At 61.6% G+C, this 19,738-nt stretch carries 11 protein-coding genes and 1 riboswitch; of the genes, 7 read left to right on the top strand and 4 right to left on the bottom strand.

All coding sequences use genetic code 11. The annotated features are described in order from the left end of the window. Both HMPREF2712_RS07585 and HMPREF2712_RS07580 read left to right on the top strand, forming a co-directional pair. Complete coding sequence (locus HMPREF2712_RS07585) at positions 1–1,749, top strand: ABC transporter ATP-binding protein (RefSeq protein WP_070819656.1); 1,749 nt, start codon at positions 1–3, stop codon at positions 1,747–1,749. Between the two features lie 234 nt (positions 1,750–1,983). Then, positions 1,984–2,182, top strand: a riboswitch (TPP riboswitch). After that, positions 2,171–3,931: a bifunctional hydroxymethylpyrimidine kinase/phosphomethylpyrimidine kinase gene (locus HMPREF2712_RS07580; protein ID WP_083323949.1), complete on the top strand. Its 1,761-nt coding sequence runs from the start codon at positions 2,171–2,173 to the stop codon at positions 3,929–3,931. Its footprint overlaps the riboswitch before it by 12 nt. A gap of 457 nt (positions 3,932–4,388) precedes the next feature. Here the strand turns inward: HMPREF2712_RS07580 and HMPREF2712_RS07575 are convergent, their stop codons facing one another. The 4 genes from HMPREF2712_RS07575 to HMPREF2712_RS07560 all read right to left on the bottom strand — a co-directional run bounded on the left by HMPREF2712_RS07575 (position 4,389) and on the right by HMPREF2712_RS07560 (position 9,674). Then, positions 4,389–5,099, bottom strand: a complete 711-nt coding sequence (locus HMPREF2712_RS07575; RefSeq protein WP_158676578.1) for a YoaK family protein — start codon at positions 5,097–5,099, stop codon at positions 4,389–4,391. Positions 5,100–5,351: 252 nt separating this feature from the next. Continuing rightward, positions 5,352–6,125, bottom strand: a complete 774-nt coding sequence (locus HMPREF2712_RS07570) for a slipin family protein (RefSeq protein ID WP_005506196.1) — start codon at positions 6,123–6,125, stop codon at positions 5,352–5,354. 286 nt (positions 6,126–6,411) lie between these two features. Further along, positions 6,412–7,254 (bottom strand): transposase, encoded by an 843-nt coding sequence (locus HMPREF2712_RS07565; RefSeq protein ID WP_005509140.1) that lies wholly within the window; start codon positions 7,252–7,254, stop codon positions 6,412–6,414. Between the two features lie 2 nt (positions 7,255–7,256). Further along, positions 7,257–9,674: a nitric-oxide reductase large subunit gene (locus HMPREF2712_RS07560; protein ID WP_005509139.1), complete on the bottom strand. Its 2,418-nt coding sequence runs from the start codon at positions 9,672–9,674 to the stop codon at positions 7,257–7,259. A gap of 630 nt (positions 9,675–10,304) precedes the next feature. Here HMPREF2712_RS07560 and HMPREF2712_RS07555 point away from each other — a divergent pair. The 5 genes from HMPREF2712_RS07555 to HMPREF2712_RS07535 all read left to right on the top strand — a co-directional run bounded on the left by HMPREF2712_RS07555 (position 10,305) and on the right by HMPREF2712_RS07535 (position 19,647). Beyond that, positions 10,305–10,985: a lysophospholipid acyltransferase family protein gene (locus tag HMPREF2712_RS07555; protein WP_070819655.1), complete on the top strand. Its 681-nt coding sequence runs from the start codon at positions 10,305–10,307 to the stop codon at positions 10,983–10,985. Positions 10,986–11,178: 193 nt separating this feature from the next. Beyond that, positions 11,179–13,119 (top strand): excinuclease ABC subunit UvrC, encoded by a 1,941-nt coding sequence (gene uvrC / locus HMPREF2712_RS07550; RefSeq protein WP_070616317.1) that lies wholly within the window; start codon positions 11,179–11,181, stop codon positions 13,117–13,119. A 175-nt stretch (positions 13,120–13,294) separates the two neighbouring features. Next, positions 13,295–14,500, top strand: a complete 1,206-nt coding sequence (metK, locus tag HMPREF2712_RS07545) for a methionine adenosyltransferase (protein ID WP_049353130.1) — start codon at positions 13,295–13,297, stop codon at positions 14,498–14,500. 31 nt (positions 14,501–14,531) lie between these two features. Continuing rightward, positions 14,532–16,943, top strand: coding sequence for a primosomal protein N' family DNA-binding protein (locus tag HMPREF2712_RS07540; RefSeq protein ID WP_070819654.1), 2,412 nt, complete (start codon positions 14,532–14,534; stop codon positions 16,941–16,943). 112 nt (positions 16,944–17,055) lie between these two features. Then, complete coding sequence (locus tag HMPREF2712_RS07535; RefSeq protein WP_210401015.1) at positions 17,056–19,647, top strand: aconitase; 2,592 nt, start codon at positions 17,056–17,058, stop codon at positions 19,645–19,647. Positions 19,648–19,738 lie beyond the last annotated feature (91 nt).

Below are 19,738 nucleotides of genomic sequence, written 5' to 3'. Positions count from 1 at the left end.
ATGGCAAAGCAGCTCCCCATCGAAACCCCCGCCTACGTGGCACGCCGCATGTGGAACTACCTCGCAGCGCATAAGGGGCGAGCCCTCTACACCTTCGTCATCTACATGGTCAGCACCCTCATGGGTGCGGTGGTGCCTCTGCAGATTGGTGCCACCGTGGACGACGTGGTGACGGGCAAGTTCTCCAGCTACCCGTGGCAGCCGATTCTGATTATCCTGGCGGCGTTCATCGTGCAGGCGATAACCCTCATGGTCTCCTCGTACAGTGCGGCCCGATTGGGTGCGCTCGTCACCCGTGACGCCAACCAGGACACCCTCGACGGCACCCTCGACCTGGATGCACGCACCGTGGAAGAAGCCGGCAGCGGCGACCTGCTCACCCGCGTGACCGACGACCTGTCCTCGGCCGCAAACGCTGTCAGCACAGACCTTCTCGGTGCAATCTACGTGGTCCTGTACTTCCTGGTTTCCACGATCTCTCTGGCGTTTGTGAGCCCCGCAATGGGTCTGATTATGCTGCCCATGATTGCTGGTCTTGCCCTCATCATGTCGAAGATGCTACCGCTCATGGCGGCACGCAACCAGACCACCCAGGAGCGCGTGAGCGACCTCAACAGTGTGCTGACCGAGAACATTCGCGGCACCTCCACGATTCGTGAGCTGGGTGTTCACACCGCCCGCGAAGACGCCTTCGCCGGTGAGAACAAGCGCCAGTTCGCCGCGCAGCTGGGCATGGTGCGCATCCGCCAGCTGTACTTCACCGTGGACGCCATCAACGCCTGGATCCCCACGGTTCTGTGTATGCTCTGGGGTGCCGCCTGCGTGGCTCTCGGCTGGGCAAGCTGGGGCGCCGTGGCGACCGCCTCGGTCATGGTTTTTAGCCTGCGAACCCTCGCTGATATGCTGAACAATCACGTCAGTAACCTGCGCATCATGCTTGTGAACATGGGCCGCGTGTTCGGCGTGGTCTCCTTGGCGAAGAAGCAGCGTGAGGAGCGTGCACAGCACCGCGCCGAAGCGTTCGCTGCCGTTTCTGATGAAGCCGTGAAGAACCCGGAGTACGCCATTGACTGCTCCCACGTCTCTTACGGCTACTCGCCCGATGCCCTCGTTCTGGAAGACATCAACCTGAAGATTCGCCGCGGTGAGGCGCTCGCCCTGGTGGGCCGTTCCGGTTCGGGTAAGACCACCCTGGCTCGTCTGATTGGTGGTTCGCTGACCGCCCTGGACGGCACCATTAACGTGATGGGGCACCCGGTCGGTCACGGCGACTTCCCGACCGATGCCGCCGCCGATGGCCGCCCGCGCCTGCTGGTCTGCACCCAGGAAGCACACGTCTTCTTCGGTACTCTCGCCGATAACTTTACGGTGGTCGTACCGGATGCAACCGTCGAGCAGATGGGCGAGGCACTGGACGCTATCGGTGCCCGCTGGTGGCGCGACCTGCCGCAGGGCATGGACACCATCGTCAGCGGCGCGGATTCGCCTCTGACTCGTGACCAGATTCAGCAGCTAGCACTGGCACGTATTGTGCTTGCTGACCCGCACGCCGTGATTCTGGACGAATCCACCACCCAGCTGGAGCTCGCGGACGCAACCGAGTCCCTGAGGGCCGTGCTGGCGAACCGTGCGGTGCTGATTATTTCACACGATGCGCGTATCGCCTCGCTGGCTGACCGTGCGGTCCTGCTACACGAGGGCAGGATCATTGCGGAGGGCTCACCGGCAGAGATTTTCGCCCTGACCTAAGCTCTGACCTAAGCCCGGAGGATATGCCCGGCGATATGTCCAGCTGATAGTGCCCGGCACTGCGTGAAGCGGTGCCGGGCACTACTTGTTTAACGGGTGGTTTCCGCACAAGGGTGCGCTGAAATCGGCGGCGGGGAGCCCTTGCCGTAACGCAAGACTCAAACGAAAATTTCGGAGAGATTCACTTGTCACCCGTAAAACTTTCAGTTACTAAGAACCATTGTGATAACCTGGCAGAGCGATATGGGGTGCCTTGAGACGCCCGCGACCCGCTAACCCGCCCAACTGACCGCCCAACGAAGGGCTACGGCACAGCGAAGAGCTACGGCACAGTGGACGCACGAAACAGCGTAAGAACACTCAAGGCTGAGAGAATCACCCATTGAACCTGCTCTAGTTCGAACTAGCGAAGGGATTATCGATGATGGCAGAGCAGCCTACCGCGCCCGCGTGCGCACCCACCACCAACCATGTACCCGACGCGAGCACCCCCGGAGCATCCCGGGCACCGCAGACAGCTCAGATACCTCAGGCAGCTCGAGTGCCGAGGGTTCTTTCCATTGCTGGAACCGACCCCTCCGGCGGTGCGGGTATTCAGGCGGACCTCAAGTCCATTGCCGCATCCGGCGGTTACGGCATGTGCGTGACCACCTCACTGGTTGCCCAGAACACATGCGGGGTTCGTGAAGTATTCACCCCGCCCCTGGAATTTTTGACCGCGCAACTTTCCGCCGTTTTTGATGATGTCACGGTTGACGCCGTGAAAATCGGCATGCTCGGCGACGCAGACACGATCCGCACGGTTCGTACCTGGCTGAGTGAGCATCCCGTGCCCGTGGTCGTGCTCGACCCGGTCATGATTGCTTCCAGTGGTGACCGCCTGCTGCAGGCAGAAGCGGAGCAGGCGTTGCGCGACCTCGTGCCGCTCGTGAATGTGATTACCCCGAACATTCCGGAGCTCGCCGTGCTCTGTCAGAAGGAGCCCGCCCAGACTTTCGATGAGGCGCACGAGCAGGCGGCGAACCTTGCGGCGGCGACCGGAACCACCGTGATTGTGAAGGGCGGCCACCTGTGCGGTCAGGACGCCGGTAACACCGCGGTCTTCCCGGACGGCACCTGCGCGCACGTGCGCACCCCGCGTCTGGACAGCCGCAATACGCACGGCACCGGATGCTCCCTATCCTCTTCGCTGGCAACCCGCCTGGGCGTGGAGCTGCTGCAGCACACCGAAGCCGCAGAATCTTCTGCGGGCGAGAAGAACACTCTGACCAGCGACGATACCCACCGCGCCCTGCAGTGGAGCACCCGCTGGCTCCACGAGTCCATTGCCGCAGGTGCCGGTTTGCAGGTCGGTTCCGGTGAGGGTCACGGCCCGGTGGATCACGCCGCCCGTGCCCGCCGTCTGGAGGCTGCAGCCTCCGCCTACCCGTGGCATCACCTGCTCGCCACTACCGACTCTGAGGGCAACGCTCTTGATGGCACCAGCCCGGAGCGACTGCTGCCGGTCAGCCCCGTATCCGCCGGTGAAGCCGTCGTAAAGCCCGCCGGCCCCTGGACCGCCGCGCTCTGGGCTGCGGGAGGCGAAACCTGGCGCCAGATTCTGGACTTGCCCTTCGTGCGTGCCCTCGGCGACGGCACCCTCGACGAGGACCTGTTCTCCTTCTACCTGGACCAGGACGCCCTCTACCTGCGCGACTATTCGCGTGCGCTCGCGACCCTTTCGGCGCGTGCCGACACCGCTGAGGCGCAGGTGCACTGGGCGGCTGGCGCGCATGAGGCGATTGCCGCCGAATCGCAGCTGCACGAGGGCTGGTTGGCGAACCGCGCACGCCTGGGTGGGCCTTCGCCCATCACCATGGGGTACACGAATTTCCTGCGTGCCTCCGCAGCTGGTGAGGATTATGTGGTCGGCGCTGCCGCGATTCTGCCCTGCTACTGGCTGTACGAAGAGGTGGGCGCTGTGCTCTCCTCGCAGAACCACGCGGACCACCCGTACGCGGAGTGGTTGAGCCTGTACGGTGGCGAAGAGTTCGCCGCGGAGGTGGAGCGTAGTCTCGCGGAGGTGGAGCGTGCGTTTGAGGCGGCTTCACCGGCTCAGCGTGTCCGCGCGGCGCGGGCGTACCTGTCGGCGTGCGTGTATGAGCGTGAGTTCTTCGACCAGGCTCACCGGGCACTGCGGTAGTTCGTCGGGCGCTGCGCTAGAGGCTCGCGCGGGGTTTGGGACGCCGGTGCTTTAGGTGCCGATTTTGGGGCTGAATACCGCCCCGGCATGGCGTGAGATGGGTGATTGATGCTTCACTCAACCTGCCGCCGGTTCGGGTGCCTTGCCGGTTATGCTTAAGGCGTCGGTGAAAACCGTTAGCGGCAGGATTCCGGCCCTCACCCAACTGGCTGATGTACCTGCCGCGCCCGCACCTCTACGGCGTGTAACCGACCAGTTTGGCCCGTCGCAACCACCTCATCCAACCCCCGCGGCGGGCCAAACGCCTTCCTTCCCAGTTTTCGGGGCTTCGTTTGAAAGCGTGTGGCGTGTAAATCCCGCATAGAAATATCCCGTGCAGATACTCTCATCTGCACGGGATATTTTGCTGTTCTGTTTTCTGCTCTGCCCTCGTCTATAGCCGCAGATTGGGTGAATCTTATGCGCCCTGGTTCTCACGAACCTCTTTCTTTTCCGCCTGGTAGCCGAAGCAGAACGCAGCGCCCGCGATCAGCGCCGCCAACCAGATGGAAAATACGCCAAACCATCGGGTGACAAGCGCCATGAGAATCACGCCAGCTATGAAAGAGGCGACTACGAGAGAGTAATCAATGGCTTTGAGCAGAGCCGTACGGCGCTGTGCCTTCGCCTCATTTTTTGTGTCTCCGTCGGGGGTTTTCCGCGTGAGGTACAGCGAACCGGCGGTGTACCAGGCACTGAGCATTTTGCGCCAGTTGCCGCTGGTCATGAAGAGCGAAAAGGGGTTTTCGCCAATGCGTGTATCCGCGAGGGCGTGAATCATCAGACCGACGGTGAACGCCAGCGCGCCCACCTGAAAGCTATTGCTCAGAGTTCTATCCATGAAGGGTACCGCGAAGCAGACCAGAAGGAACGGCAGGAGTGTGCCGATGCGCCAGTGTCTCATCCGGGCACGTTGACCGAGTAGATCATGAATGAAATGCCCTGCCAGATACCCGAAGCTGAAAAGAATAACGGAGAGCCAGCGCAGGTGCACCACATGCGGTGCGTCACGGTGCAGATCGGCGATGAGCAGAATAAAGTTACCGGTCTGCGTGGCAACGAGCGCTTCATAGTGGATGTGCGAGAAGACGTCCACTGCGCCGCCCAGGGAGGCGAGGAGCAGAGCCATGACGCGCCCGTAGCGTCGAGGTGCTGGGATGCGGTGTAGCATCTCGCGGAGGTGGTGTAGCATGCGCCTTCTCTCACGGTGGGTGGGTCTGTGCGTAGCAGTAATGCCGCTGGTTCCATGCTACGGCATAAGTCAGCAGGGTACCGGAGAGGATAAGCACCCCGCCGGGTAACCCCTGTTAAAGCGAAGGCCCCGAGCAGGTGTCTGCTCGGGGCCTGCATACTATTCGGTTTTTAGCTCGGGGAGAGTAGCTTACTTGCTCTCGCCCTTGAGTGCACCCACGAGCGGACCAATCACGTCCATGGGCAGCGGGAAGACCACGGTCGAGTTCTGGTCGGCACCCAGCTCCAGCAGGGTCTGCAGGTAACGCAGCTGCAGGGAAGCGGGGGACTGGCTCAGAATGTCGGATGCTTCCTTCAGCTCGCTGGAAGCCTCCAGCTCACCGCGTGCCGAAATGATCTTTGCGCGGCGCTCACGCTCAGCCTCAGCCTCGCGAGCCATGGCGCGCTGCATAGCCTCGGGAATCTCAACGTCCTTGATTTCGACGAGCTCCACCTGAATACCCCACGGCTCGGTGCGGGAACCGATGATGGAACGCAGGTCCTCGTTCAGGTCCTCGCGGTGTGCGAGCAGGGTGTCCAAGTCAACGCGGCCGAGCAGGGAACGCAGGGTGGTCTGCGCGATCTGGCTGGTGGCAATCGGGTAGTTCTCAACCTCAAGCACCGCGTTCTTGGCGTTGGTCACGCGGAAGAGGACCACGGCGTTCACGCGGGCGGGAACGTTGTCCTTGGTGATGACTTCCTGCGGGGGAATGGTCAGGGTGATAACACGCATATCAACGCGCTGCAGGGAGTCAACGAGGGGGAAGACGACGTTCAGGCCGGGCTTCAGCTCCGAACGCAGGTGGCCGAAGCGGAAAGAGATGCCACGCTCGTATTCGGGGATGACGCGGAACATACGAATCAGAATAAAAAGAACAATGACGGCAACTGGGATGAGGATAGTTGCCAAAGTGACGGGATCCATGGTTTTCCTTCACAAATATTGGGGGAGGACGGTATGTGTGCCCACCTGCCCGCGCCTCGTACGGTGCAGGTAGTAGGGGGTGCCCGGTACCGGGCTGTGTGTGGGGGAGTTTTGGGAGGGGAATTTTCCGTCCCGGCGTACCTCGCGGCGGTCGGTGCTTTAGCGGCACCCCGCATGGAAAACTCAAAAGAGGAATAAAAGAGAATTCCACACGGGGTGGCCGCCGAAGCTAACAGACGGGACCAATCGACCGGTCAGCCGCCGGAACGGAAAAACTTGTGCAGCGCTACTTCTTCGCCATCTGCTCTGCCAGTTTTTCGGCAGCCTCAACCTCAGCCAGGTTCTGCTCCTGCAGGACCTCATTCGTGGTCTTGTGCAGTCGCTTAACCGAGGTGCCGGTACCGCTCCATGCGGGGCGGTCCGGGTCGAGGGCAGAGGTACGAACCGGCAGGGTTGCATCCGCAATCATCTGCTTGCGGGTCTGCTCGGTACGGCGCTTACGCTCATTCGACACGCCACCCCACTTCGCCGCGAAACGGTCCATCTTCACGTTCACCGATTCGTCAGCGGTGGATGCGTGAATATGCTTCGGATCGTTCTCGAAGTTCGCGGGGGAACGCATGAGCTTCACAGCCAGCGGGTAGGTCAGCGACAGGCAGACCACCGCGGCGGCACCCTCCACCAGAAGCTCCAGCGGGGAGTGCCAGACGATGGCGGCACCAATCAGGATGACCACACCCAGCAGCGACACGGCAACCGCGAGCCCGCGGTGGAAACGACCCGACTCGGAGTAGGGCCATTCATCCACTTCGCGGGTGAGCTCGCGACCGTTCGCCGAGACGGTGCAGCTGTCCTTAATCGGGCAGGTGTTGCACACGCTGGGCTTGGCGCGGTAACGCATCACTCGGTTGTCCGAGTCGAATGCGGTCGCCCACAGCCACTGGTCTTCGGGGCAGAGCCACGCGTCGCTCTCTTGGTGGTAGGTGAACCCGAAGGTTCGCGCCGCCACCATGCGCTGGCTGGTGCGCTTGGCGAGAATATCGAAGCCCCAACCCACGGCGACCAGGCCGAGCGCGTACACGCAGGCCAGCCACACGAGGAAAGAAACTCCAGCAATCTGCTCAGGCATGGTTAGCCTCGACGATCGCTACGGTAGGGGCTGGTCTGCTCGGGCAGCTCCTCGGCAGCCTTAGCGCCGGCGAACTCTGCGATGCGAGCGTCCTCAACCACCTCGTACAGCGGCGGTTCGGGCAGCTCCAGGACGGTTTCCTTAGCGTTCTTGGAGAAGATCTCCTTGATACCCAGCAGCGCCAGCTTAATCAGCGGGATAATGCCGACCAGGAAGATGACGTCACCGGGCATACGCATCCAACCCATCACGGCGGAAGCACCGTCGTGAATGAACGCGAAGGAACGAGCCTCGTAGTAGCCTTCACCCACGGACTTGTACAGCTGAGCAATACCCAGCGGCAGCAGCGAGATGAAGGACATCCACAGCAGACCAATGTTCAGGGTCCAGAAGGAGAACTTCAGACCCTTCTCAGGCCACTTGTCCTCAGGGATCAGGTAGCGCAGACCAAACACCGCGAACGCGATTGCGAGCATACCGTACACACCCATCATGGATGCGTGTGCGTGGTTTGCGGTCAGCGCGGTACCAATCTCGAAGTAGGACACGATCGGCAGGTTAATCAGGAAGCCGAACACACCTGCGCCGAGGAAGTTCCAGAAGCCCACAGCAATCAGGAACATAACAGCCCAACGGTGCGGGAAAGGCTTGGTGCGGTTGGAGTACTGGCGAGCACCCAGCTGCATGAAGCCCCACGCCTCAACGGTCAGGAAGGTCAGCGGGATAACCTCAGCAGCCGAGAAGAACGCACCGAATGCCATCTGCTCGGAGGGGGTACCGACGAAGTAGGTGTGGTGCAGAGTACCGATCACACCACCGGCGGAGTAGAGCACGGCGTCCATCATGATGATGGAGATCGCGATGCGCTCGCGGACCACACCGAGCAGCACGAAGATGTACGCCACCATGACGGTGGTGAACAGTTCGAGGAAGTCCTCCACCCAGAGGTGAACCACCCAGAATCGCCAGAATTCGGCGACGGTCACGTGAGTACGCTGACCTGCGAGCAGGCCGACTGCGTAGAACATGGGGATGGCGAGGCCGGAGAAGAGGAACAGCCACGGCAGGGAGGTCTTCTTCGAGCCCTTCAGGCGAGCGGAGAGGGTACGCCAGACGATGACAATCCAGATGAACATACCCGCGGTGAGCAGAATCTGGAAGAATCGCGGCAGGTCCAGGAACTCCCACTGCTGCGAGAAGAAGCCGGTGAATTCCTTGGGGATGAGGCCCTTCTGAGAGAACCATTCGTTCAGCAGCGAGCCGAGGACCACGAAGACCACGGCGCCGATGAGAACATAGGTGAGCAGACCCTGCTTCTTGGGTTCGCGGCGGGTAATCAGCGGGGCGATGAAGATACCGCCCGCCAGGAACGCGCCTGCGGTCCAGAAGAGGGAGAGCTGAAGGTGCCAGGTTCGGGATACCGTGTAGGGCAGCAACTGGCCCATGTCGATACCGAAGAATCCGGTGAGTTCTTCACGGTAGTGCTCGGTGAGCGCACCCACCAGAGCCTGCAGCAGGAACAGCACCAGAATCGTTGCGAAGAGCAGGCAGGCTGCCTTCTGCGAGGGGGTCAGGCGAACTTCGTCGGGCTGACGGAAGTCGAGGACGGGTGCCTCTTCCGCGTGCCAGCCGATAGCGCGGGACCAGCGGCCGTAGATGGCGAACATCAGACCGGTACCACCGATGAGGGCAATCAGGGAGAGTGCCGACCAGACCATCAAATCCGCGGTGGGCTTGTTGTCCACGTTGGGTTCGGAGGGCCAGTTGTTGGTGTAGGAGTAGGGCTGGTCGGGGCGGTCTGCCGCCGATGCCCATGCGGTCCAGCCGAAGAATGCGACGATGTCGTGCAGTTCTTCGTCGTTCTTAATGGCGTTGGGGAACAGGCCCTGCGAGGTGTCACCCTTCATGAGGGTTTCGCGGTAGTGCTTGAGCATGAGCTGGTAGCCCTTGGTCTCACCAGCGGACCAGGTGATGGTCTTAGTCTGCTCGTCGTACTTGTTCTCCTTGCGCCACTCGTTCTTGACGAGTTCGCGGGGGTCCTGCTTGCCCTGTTCACGGTACTCCTTGACGGCAGCATCGGTGGTCAGGCGCAGGTATTCTGCAGTGTAGTCGGGGCCGAGGTAGGCACCGTGGCCGAGGACGGATCCGTACTGCTGCAGGCCGCGTCCCTGGAACAGTTCCTGACCGTGCAGGATCTGTTCTTGGGTTGCGATAGTTTTGCCGTCGTTGCCGACGATTTTATCGGGGAGCGGCATGGAGAGTGCGTAGGTGCGCATTGCAAGGACTGCCATGATGGTGAAGCCCAGGAGCATCACAAACGCAACAGCCTGTACCCAGCCTTTTCCGGCATAGGCACCGACCGTGTCTGAGCGGCGGGCAATCTTTGCTGCCTGCGCACGCGAGACGGGTTTTGTAGCCATAGTGTATGTCTCCAGTGTGCGTGGAATTTGTAGGTGGAGTGGTCCCGACGCACATCCGCTGGAGGGGCGGCTCACTATGTTCAGGGTGAATCGTCCTTGAGGGAGGTGCGACAGCCCACCCTGCTCTCATTTTTGCATATTAAATGCGCATTTACGAAACTTTGCTGACGTAGCGTCATAATGTGACACGGCTATTTGGCGGGGAAATCAGTAATCATCAGGCGGAAAACCTGAAATATTACGTTGAGGTTGAACCCTTAGCTTCCGTGCCACTTCCCCGCCTGTAACGGGGGAGGAGGCGCCGGGGTGGAAGCTGTGCAGACTCCCTCAATCGGGGCTTTTGCTTAGGCTCCTACTCGAGCTCCTACCGGGGCACTCGCAGGAACCTGGGCGGGAGGCGCATCCCAGCATGTGGAAGGGGAGCGCGGCACCCCTCACGTGCCTACACTCGGGTGTGGAATAATAAAACCCGACGCTACTAAACACAGTACAAATTTTTTGCGGCACAGGTTACCGCAGTACAGATTTTGTGCTCTTTGGCGGCGTATATTCAGAAGGGGCCACTCACCCCGCATCCACGGCGGGTCGCCGCCACAGCCCGCAATCTATCGGCACCTCAGGAGAGTTCACGTGCTTCTCTACAAATCCACCCAGAAAGCAATCACCGGAATCCTGCGCACCGTCTTCCGCGCCCGCGTGACCGGACTCGAAAACTTCCCCGCCAACGGCCCGGTGATTGTCGCCTCCAACCACCTGTCCTTCCTGGACTCCATCATTATTTCTGCCATGATGCCGCGCCGCGTGGCGTTCCTCGCCAAGGCTGAGTACGTGAACACCCCCGGCCCGCGCGGCAAGATGATGAAGGCATTCTTTGAGGCCGTCGACATCATTCCCGTGAACCGCTCCGACCGTTCCGAGTCGCTCAAGGCGCTCGACATTGCCCTGGAGAAGCTGCAGGAGGGTAAGGTCTTTGGCATTTACCCCGAGGGCACCCGCTCCCGCGACGGCTACCTGTACCGCGGCAAGATTGGTGTGGCGTGGCTGGCGCACATGACCGGCGCGCCCGTGGTGCCGGTCGGTCTGATTGGCACCGACCGCCTGCAGAAGCCCGGATCGAACATGATTTACCCGCGCCGCTTCACGATTCGTGTGGGTAAGCCGCTCTACTTTGAGAAGATCGGCGAGAAGATGACCGGCAAGCAGCGCCGCGTCACCACCGACACGATCATGAATGAGATTGCTCAGCTGTCCGGTCAGGCGCGAAAGCACGAGTACAACGTTTCGCCCTCAGCCGCACGTGACGCAGGCTAGGGCACACGCCGCCTATACCGCGTAGACTTAAACCGCGCATTCACGCACCAACCCCCGCGCATTGGGGAGATGGGTGTAGGATGCGCGGTTTGTCGTATGCGCGAGCCTGAGATGCCCTCCGGCAGCCCAGCAGCGGCCCACACCGACCCCGGCACCCCAGCAGAAAGCCCAGTAGAGCGAGGAGAAAGTACCCATGGCAGAGCCTTCCAGCTACCGCCCCGCCCCCGGCGAAATCCCCACCGACCCGGGCGTTTACCGTTTTCGCGATGCTGACGGCCGCGTCATCTACGTGGGTAAGGCGAAGAACCTGCGCAACCGCCTCAACAGCTATTTTGCGTCGCCGCAGACGCTGAGCCCGAAGACCTACGCAATGGTGCATACGGCGGCGAGCGTGGAGTGGACCGTGGTGGCGAGCGAAATGGAGTCGCTGCAGCTCGAATACACCTGGATTAAGGAGTTTTCGCCGCGCTTCAACATTGCGTTCCGCGACGATAAGTCGTACCCGTACCTGGCGATTACCGTCAATGACGTGTACCCGCGCGCCATGGTGACCCGCGGCGAGCGCCGTAAGGGCGTGCGCTATTTTGGCCCGTATTCGCAGGCGTGGGCGATTCGTGAAACCCTGGATGCGCTGCTGCGTGTGTTCCCGGTGCGCACCTGCACGAACGGCGTGTTCAACCGCGCGAAGAATAGCGGCCGCCCGTGCCTGCTCGGTTATATCGATAAGTGCGCGGCGCCGTGCGTGGGCAAGATTAGCGCCGAGGAGCACCGCGAGTTGGCGCGCGGGCTGACCCGGTTTATGGGTGGTGGCGCTGAGAAGCATATCGCCCAGCTGACCGCGGAAATGAAAGCCGCCGCAGCTGATATGGACTTTGAGCGCGCCGCGATTCTTCGCGACGATATTGCCGCACTGACTAAGGCGTTTGAGCGTAACGCCGTGGTGCTTGGCGCGACCGTGGATGCCGACCTGTTCGCCTACGCTGAGGACGATCTGGAGGCATCCGTTCAGGTGTTCTTCGTGCGCGGCGGCAGGATCCGCGGCCAGCGCGGCTGGATCGTGGAGAAGGTCAACGACAGCACCGATGCGCAGCTCATTGAGCAGCTGATCGCGCAGGTGTACAGCGATATTGCGGCGAGCCTCGCCTCCCAGAAGGACGCCGAGAAGAGCCTGAACAGCTACGATATTCCGCGTTCCGTGCTCGTGCCGGTGGAGCCCGAGAATAAGGAGCAGCTGGCGTCCTGGCTGGCGGAGGTGCGCGGCGGGCCCGTGGAGATTAGCGTTCCGCAGCGCGGCGACAAGGCAGAACTTATGAAGACGGTTGCCGAGAATGCGCGCCAGTCGCTGACCCTGCACAAGAGCCGCCGTGCCGGTGATTTGACCACCCGCAGCGCCTCCCTCGTGGAGCTGCAGGAGGCGCTGGAACTGCCCGACCCGCTGCTGCGCATCGAGTGCTACGACATTTCGCATGTGCAGGGCACGAACGTGGTCGCGTCCATGGTCGTCTTTGAGGACGGCATGCCCGCGAAGAACGCCTACCGCACCTACAGCATTACCGGTGACGCCGCGCGTGACGATACCGCCAGCATGTACGACGTCATTACGCGCCGCTTCAAGAGGCACCTGGCGCAGCAGGCGGAACGCGAAGCTGCGCCCGTGCACTCCGGCGAGATTGACGCCTCCACGCCCGAGCCTGCGAAGTTCGCCTACCCGCCGAACCTAGTGCTCGTGGACGGCGGCCCGCCTCAGGTGGCTGCCGCATCCGCCGCGCTGAGCGACCTGGGCATCACGGACGTGTACGTTGCCGGCATCGCTAAGCGCCTGGAGGAGCTGTGGCTACCGGACGACGACTACCCGGTCGTGCTGCCGCGCACCTCGCAGGCGCTGTACCTGGTGCAGCGCCTCCGCGATGAGGCGCACCGTTTCGCTATCACCTTCCACCGTTCCAAGCGCGGTAAGGCGATGGTCGCCTCCGCCCTGGATGAGGTGCCCGGTCTGGGCGAGGTGAAGCGTGCCGCGCTGATTAAGCATTTCGGGTCGGTGGCTCAGATTAAGCAGGCGAGTGCCGAGGAGCTGACGGTGGTGCCGGGTATTGGTCCGGCGTTGGCTCAGAAGATTCTGGCGGCGCTTGCCTAAATGCCTGCTGGCGCTGACCTAATCCTCTGGCTGGCGCTGGATGAAGGCCCGCCCGGGGTGTGAACGCAGCACCCCGCCTCGTAATGGCGCTTAACAAACGTGTCATAATTGAAGGAAACCGTCATCATTACGAGCGCGCTATCTTCGCGCGCCCTCAACCAGTAGAGTGGAAACCGTGAGTAATAACCATCTGCGCCTATTCACCAGCGAGTCGGTGACTGAAGGCCACCCCGATAAGATTTGTGACCAGATTTCTGACGCCATCCTCGACGGCATCATCGCCCAGGATCCCGCAGCGAACGTTGCTGTGGAGACCATGGTAACCACCGGGCAGGTGCACGTTGCGGGTGAGGTGACCACCTCTAGCTACGTCGAAATCCCCTCCATCGTGCGCGAGACCATTCTGGGTATCGGCTACGATTCCTCTACCCGCGGCTTCGACGGCGAGTTCTGCGGCGTGTCTGTCTCCATTGGCGAGCAGTCCCCGGACATCAACGCCGGCGTGTACGAGTCCCTCGAGGTTCGTCAGGGTATTGCTGCTGACGAGTACGACCGCCAGGGTGCGGGCGACCAGGGCATCATGTTCGGTTACGCATCCAACGAGACGAACGTGCTGATGCCCGCCCCGATTTGGCTGGCACACCGCCTCTCTGAGCGTCTGACCAAGGTCCGTAAGGACGGCCTGCTGACTGAGCTGCGCCCCGACGGCAAGACTCAGGTGACCCTCGGCTACGATTCGAACAACGTGCCTGTCTCCGTGGACACCGTCGTTGTTTCGAGCCAGCACACCGCAAGCTACGACCTGGCTGACCTGCGTGCAGACATTGAGAAGCACGTTATCGCACCGGTTCTGGGTAGCGTCGAGCTGGATTCCTCCAACGCTAAGTTCATTGTGAACCCCGCTGGCCGCTTCGTTCAGGGTGGCCCCGTGGGTGACGCGGGCCTGACCGGCCGCAAGATTATTGTGGACACCTACGGCGGTTCGGCTCGTCACGGTGGTGGCGCGTTCTCCGGTAAGGACCCGTCGAAGGTGGACCGTTCCGCAGCGTACGCAATGCGTTGGGTTGCGAAGAACATTGTGGGTGCCGGTCTTGCCGACCGCGCCGAGGTTCAGGTTGCGTACGCTATCGGCCAGGCAGCGCCGGTCGGTCTGTACGTTGAAACCTTCGGCACCGAGAAGGTCGACCCGATCAAGATTGAGAAGGCTGTGCATGAGGTCTTCGACCTGCGCCCGCTGGCAATCATTAACGAACTGGATCTGCGCCGCCCGATTTACAAGAAGACCGCAGCTCACGGCCACTTCGGTCGTACCGAGCCGGAATTCACCTGGGAGCGCCTGAACCGCGTGGATGCACTGCGTTCGGCAGTGTCCTCCTCCTAATATCTGTCAGGGTAGGAGCACGCTGATTCGGGTGACTCAGAGCAGTTCTGAATCGAACTCTTCGGCACCGTTGGGTGCTCAGCAGGAATCCCTGCAACAGCTTGACCTGTTGCAGGGATTTCCTGCTCTTCGTGATGCCCTGATTCCGGCTACCCCGGAGCCGGTGAACGTTGCCGCCGAGCTGGAGGCGAGCGGTGTGCCGAACCCTGTGGCGCGTGTGCGCGTGGATAGCACCCTGCCGCAGGTGGACCGCACGTTTGATTACCGCGTGCCCGCCGAGCTGAGTGAGGATGCGGTGCCCGGCGCCCGCGTGCGCGTGCTGTTCAACGGTCACGAGATGACCGGCTACATTGAGGAGCGCGCCGCCACAACCGATTGGACGCGCACTTCGCTACTGCCGCTCAAGTCGGTGCTGTCGCGTGTGCCCTCTGTTGCGCCCGAAATTTTTGCGCTTGCCGAGGCGCTTGCCGACCGTTACGCCTCCACGGTGGCGAACGTGCTGCGCCTTGCGGTGCCGCCGCGCATTGCCGCGCTGGATAAGAAGTACGCGCCTCTTCTGCCGGGTTACGAGTCGGCGTATTTGGGTGATTCTGCCCTGGTAAGCACTTCCGATGCTCCCGAGAGCGCGGATCCGGAGCATGCGGCTTCCGAGCATGTGGCTTCCGAGAGCGCGGAATCTGAGCCTGCCGCCGTCTCCGCTACCTCCAACGCTACCGACCCGTACGCGTGGCTTGCCACCCCCGGCGCGCCCGCACCCTTCGTGCTGGACCCGCCGGCGCTGAACCCGGACGCGCCGGATGCCGCCTCCGTCTTCTCCGATTACGAGAACGGCGCGGAGTTCATTGAAGATGTTGCCGCCGGTGCCGCGACCCGCGCCGTGATGACGGTTCTTCCCGGCCACCTGGAGCACACGTGGGCGGATGTTTTGGCGACCACACTCGCGGCTGCTGCTGCCAGTGGTCGCGGCGCTATTGCGGTGGTTCCGACCGCTAAGAACCTGGATCTTCTGGAGGCGGCGCTCGCCGAGCGTCTGCCGGCTGATTCGTTTGTGCGTTTGAGTTCTGATTCCACTCCGCATACTCGCTATCACGGTTTTGTGAAGGCTCGCTTGGGGCAGGTTCCGGTGGTGATTGGTACCCGCGCGGCGGCCTACGCGCCGGTGGCGAACCTGGGTCTGGTGGTGTGCTGGGATGACGGTGATTCATCGCTGGTGGAGCAGCGCGCCCCGTATTGTCATGCCCGTGATGTGTTGCTTCTGCGTGCTTCTGCTGAGGGTACTGCGGCGCTGTTTGCCGGGTTCAGCATGAGTAGTGAGGCGGCGCGTCTGGTGCGTACCCGCTGGGCGTCTCATGTGCGTGCGCCGCGTGCGTTGGTGCGTGATTATTCGCCGCGTATTTTTTCGACGGGTTCGGAGTTTGAGTTGGCGCGTGACCCGTTGGCGGCGATGGCGCGTATTCCGCACTTGGCGTTTGAGCATGCTCGTCGGGCGTTGGCGCGTGGTCCTGTGTTGGTGCAGGTGGCGCGTAGCGGTTATATTCCGTCGTTTTCGTGTGAGCGTTGCCGCATGCCGGCGCGTTGTGGCGAGTGTAGTGGGCCTTTGTCGGTGGCTTCGGGTTCGTCGGTTCCGTCGTGTTCGTGGTGCGGTCATTTGGCGCAGCAGTGGCGTTGTTCTGAATGCGGTTTTACGCATTGGCGTTATTCGGCGGCGGGTGCGACTCGTACTGCTGAGGAGCTGGGCCGTGCGTTCCCGAATGTTCCGGTGATTTCTTCGGCGGGTGACCATGTGCGGGCGTCGGTTGGTCCTGAGCCTGCGCTAGTGGTGGCGACTCCGGGTGCTGAGCCGGTGGCTTTTGGCGGCTATGCGGCGGCGCTTCTTCTGGATGCCGATAAGATGCTTCGTTTTGATTCGTTGCGTGCCCCGGAGGCGGCGTTGCGTCGCTGGTTGAATGCTGCGGCGTTGGTTCGTCCTGCGGCTCTTGAGGGTACGGTGGTGACGACTGCTTCGCCGTCGCCGGTGGAGCAGGCGCTGGTGCGTTGGGATCCGGCGTGGTTTGCTCGTCAGGAGCTGGAGGAGCGCGCTCAGACGGGTCTGCCTCCGGCGGTTCGTACGGCTGCGGTGACCGGTGCGGAGGCGGATGTTCGCGCCTTCATGGAGGAGTTCTTGGGCTCTTCTGCGTTGCCGGAGCGGGTGCGTGAGCAGTTGCGTATTGTGGGCCCGGTTCCTCTGGATCAGGGGTATTTTGCCTGGTCGGAGTCCCTTGAGGAGGATTCTGAGGAGGCGCCGGTTCAGGGCGATTGGCGTACCCTGATGTTCTTCTCGTACGGCATTGCCCAGCAGGTGACCCGTGAGTTGCGTGCTACGCGTGCAACGATTGCGGCGTTGAAGAAGAACGTGGGGGAGCGCCCGGTTCAGATTCGCTGTGACGGCTTGGACGTGCTGTGATTTTCTAGTCGTGCTGTAGTGTTCTAGTGAGGGGCGGTTTTTGCCCCGGGTTGGGCGTTGAGCTACGCGGGTTTGCGGGTGCGCTGTGCGCAGAGGCGAGGAGGTGAGAGGCATGTCGAAAGTGCCTCATCTGCTGAAGGGTAGTGCGCTGCCTGATGGTGAGCAGCGGCGGCTGGCTGAGTATGCTTCTGTGCATCCGAAGAGTGCCCTGCATCGTAAGGGTAAGCATCACGATGCGGCGGTGCTGCTGGTTCACGGTATCGGCTACCAGAATCATGGGGAGACGCTCGCGTATTTTGGCAAGCCGGTGGCGCACAGTGTGCAGACTCTGCTGGCGCTGAACACGGATTATGTCGCCGCCTCCGAAGAGAACCCTGCTGCAGAGGCTTCTGCGCGGGTTCGTGTTGAGGTGATTCCTGACGGTGATACCTTCCCGCCTGCCGCCGAGGTGAACCCGCTGAGCCACCACAGCGAGTTGACGTATTCGTTGACGATTGAGCGCACGGAGTACCCTGCCGACCCCGCTGACTCGGTTGAGGAAAGCCCGCAGGTTGAAGAGAACTCCGCGCAGGAAGAACCCGCCGAAGCTTCCGAGCCCAAAGAATCTACAAGAATCAGTCTGCCGAAAGTTGAACTTCCGAAGGTGGAGCTGCCCAAAGTGGAGTTACCCAAGGTGGAGCTCCCTAAGATTGAGCTGCCGAAAATTGAGCTTCCCAAGGTAGAGCTCCCGAACATCGATTTCTCGAATATCGAGCTGCCTAATCTTGAGTTTCCACGCCTGCCTCAGCCGAAGCCGCGCCCGGTTCGCACGGTCACTCGCCGTAGCCTCCTTTTTCAGGAGGGCTTCTGGCGGCCCAGGCATTACCGCCCGTTGAAGGAGCATTTGCCCTGGTTGGTGTCGGTTTTGCCGCTGTTTTTGATGTTCTGCTTCTACTATGAGCGCCCCGGCGTGACCTGGCATGAGCGTGCCGGGCACCTGTTGCGTTCTATGGCGCGGTTTGTGAACGTGGCGCTGTGGCTGGTGCTGGCGGCTATGGCACTCATGACGTTCCGTGATGCTTTTGTGGCGTCTCTGGGTACTCCGCAGGGTGCATTTACGGGTCTGGCGGCGGTGCTCGGCCTGGGTATTGTGGGCTGGGTTTTGGCTCGTCGTGCCCGTGAGCTGTGGGCGCTGGTGAAGGCTATTCCGACGCAGCTGATTCAGACGGTGACCAGCCCGGAGTCGCGCGATTTGGAGCGTATTTATGCGCGTCTGGATCGTCAGCTGGACGATTTGAGTTCCCGTAGCGATGCAGTGGGCATTATTGCCCATTCGCAGGGCGGCTATTTGAGCTATGAGCTTCTGCGTCGTCGTGCGGCGGCGGGTAAGAAGCCGATTCGTTTCTTCTACGGCCTGGGTAGTGGTGTGGTCCCAATTAGCATTATCGCTAGTGACCGCAACGACATTCCGGGGCACCTGGATGCTGCGGGCGGTTACCGTAACCGCGCCATGCTTCTGTGGGTGAGCGCGGTCGCGGCGTTCTCCTGGCTGGTGGAAGCGTCCCTGCTGTTTGGTCCGTACCGTTCGCTGCTGCACTATACGATGCTGGTGCCCCTGGCGTTGAGCGTGGTGCCGCTGGTTGTGAGCGTGCCGGGTGCCTTCAAAGGCAGGGCGCGTATTGGCCGCAAGAGTGCACGGGAAAGCGCCTCCGCAACTACCTCGGTAAACACCCCGGAAGATGTGCGCCTGGTCAACCCGTACGGCACGCGCGCCTACGTGAAGTGGCTGATTCCGCTGCTTTTCGTGCACGGTGTTTTCATGCTGTATGCGGTGTTCATGCTGCTACTGGCTCAGTTGTGTGTTGAGGGCGCGGTCCCTGAGCTAACGCCCGCTTCCGTGGCGTTTTGGGGCGCGCTGATTCTGGTGCTCATGATGTCGGTGCGTAGCGCCTGCCACCTGTATGTGCGCGCCTACGCGCCGATGTTGCAGGATCTTGATGTGGCTGACCGGTGCGAGATTTCCGCTCGTGGTGACAGCATTGGCAGGTCGAATATTACTCAGCCCGCCGATGTAGACGTCAGCTTTGTGACCCTGCCAGGCCCGTCGGTGAATAGTCACATGCAGTATTTTGATGCGTGTTCGCCGGTGCCGTTGATGCTTGCGCACCGCCTGGTGCCGCACATGATGCCGGCGGGTGAGCAGTCGCAGAAGGCGGCGGATTTCACCGATATTGGTACGGAACTGAACCACGGTTTTGCGCGCGTGAAGAAGCTGATGCGCACCACGCATTACGGGCTGTATGCGGTGCTTCTGCTGATGCTGTCGGTGCTGCTGAATGTGGCGTCGCCGGTGAGCCTGTCCGCGTTGACGGGGCTTGATACGTCGCGCCTGCATTCGGAGGGCTTTGACCGTCTGGTGGCGGATGCTCAGCAGCTGCGTGAGCAGGCGGGTTCTTCGGATCTGCTGCTATGGATTCTGGTCGGCATTTTTGTGGTGGAGGCGCTGCTGATGATGGTGCTTTCGCCGTGGACTCAGCGGCGTTTGCAGCGTGCGTTCATGATGCGCAAGGTAGACCGCACGGGTCAGCTGAGCGAGTTCAATCCTTTGCCGATGGTGACTGCTCTTCTGGGTCTTGACGGTGAGGATGAAGACGCGGAGGATGCAGAGGAACATAATCTCGCAGGGGAGAAAAGCAGGAGAGTAAAGCAGGGCAGAGCGCTGTAGTTTAGGGTGCTTATGCGGTGCTGTTGGAAGGACACCCCAGAATTTTTATGCATTCGTGTGCACCTAAGATTTGCTGGGGTTTGGGTGATTC

The sequence above is a fragment of the Rothia sp. HMSC064F07 genome, from assembly GCF_001837265.1.
GTDB lineage: Bacteria > Actinomycetota > Actinomycetes > Actinomycetales > Micrococcaceae > Rothia > Rothia mucilaginosa.
The sequence above is the reverse complement of the archived record's forward strand: the minus strand, read 5'-3'. Positions and strand labels throughout refer to the sequence as shown.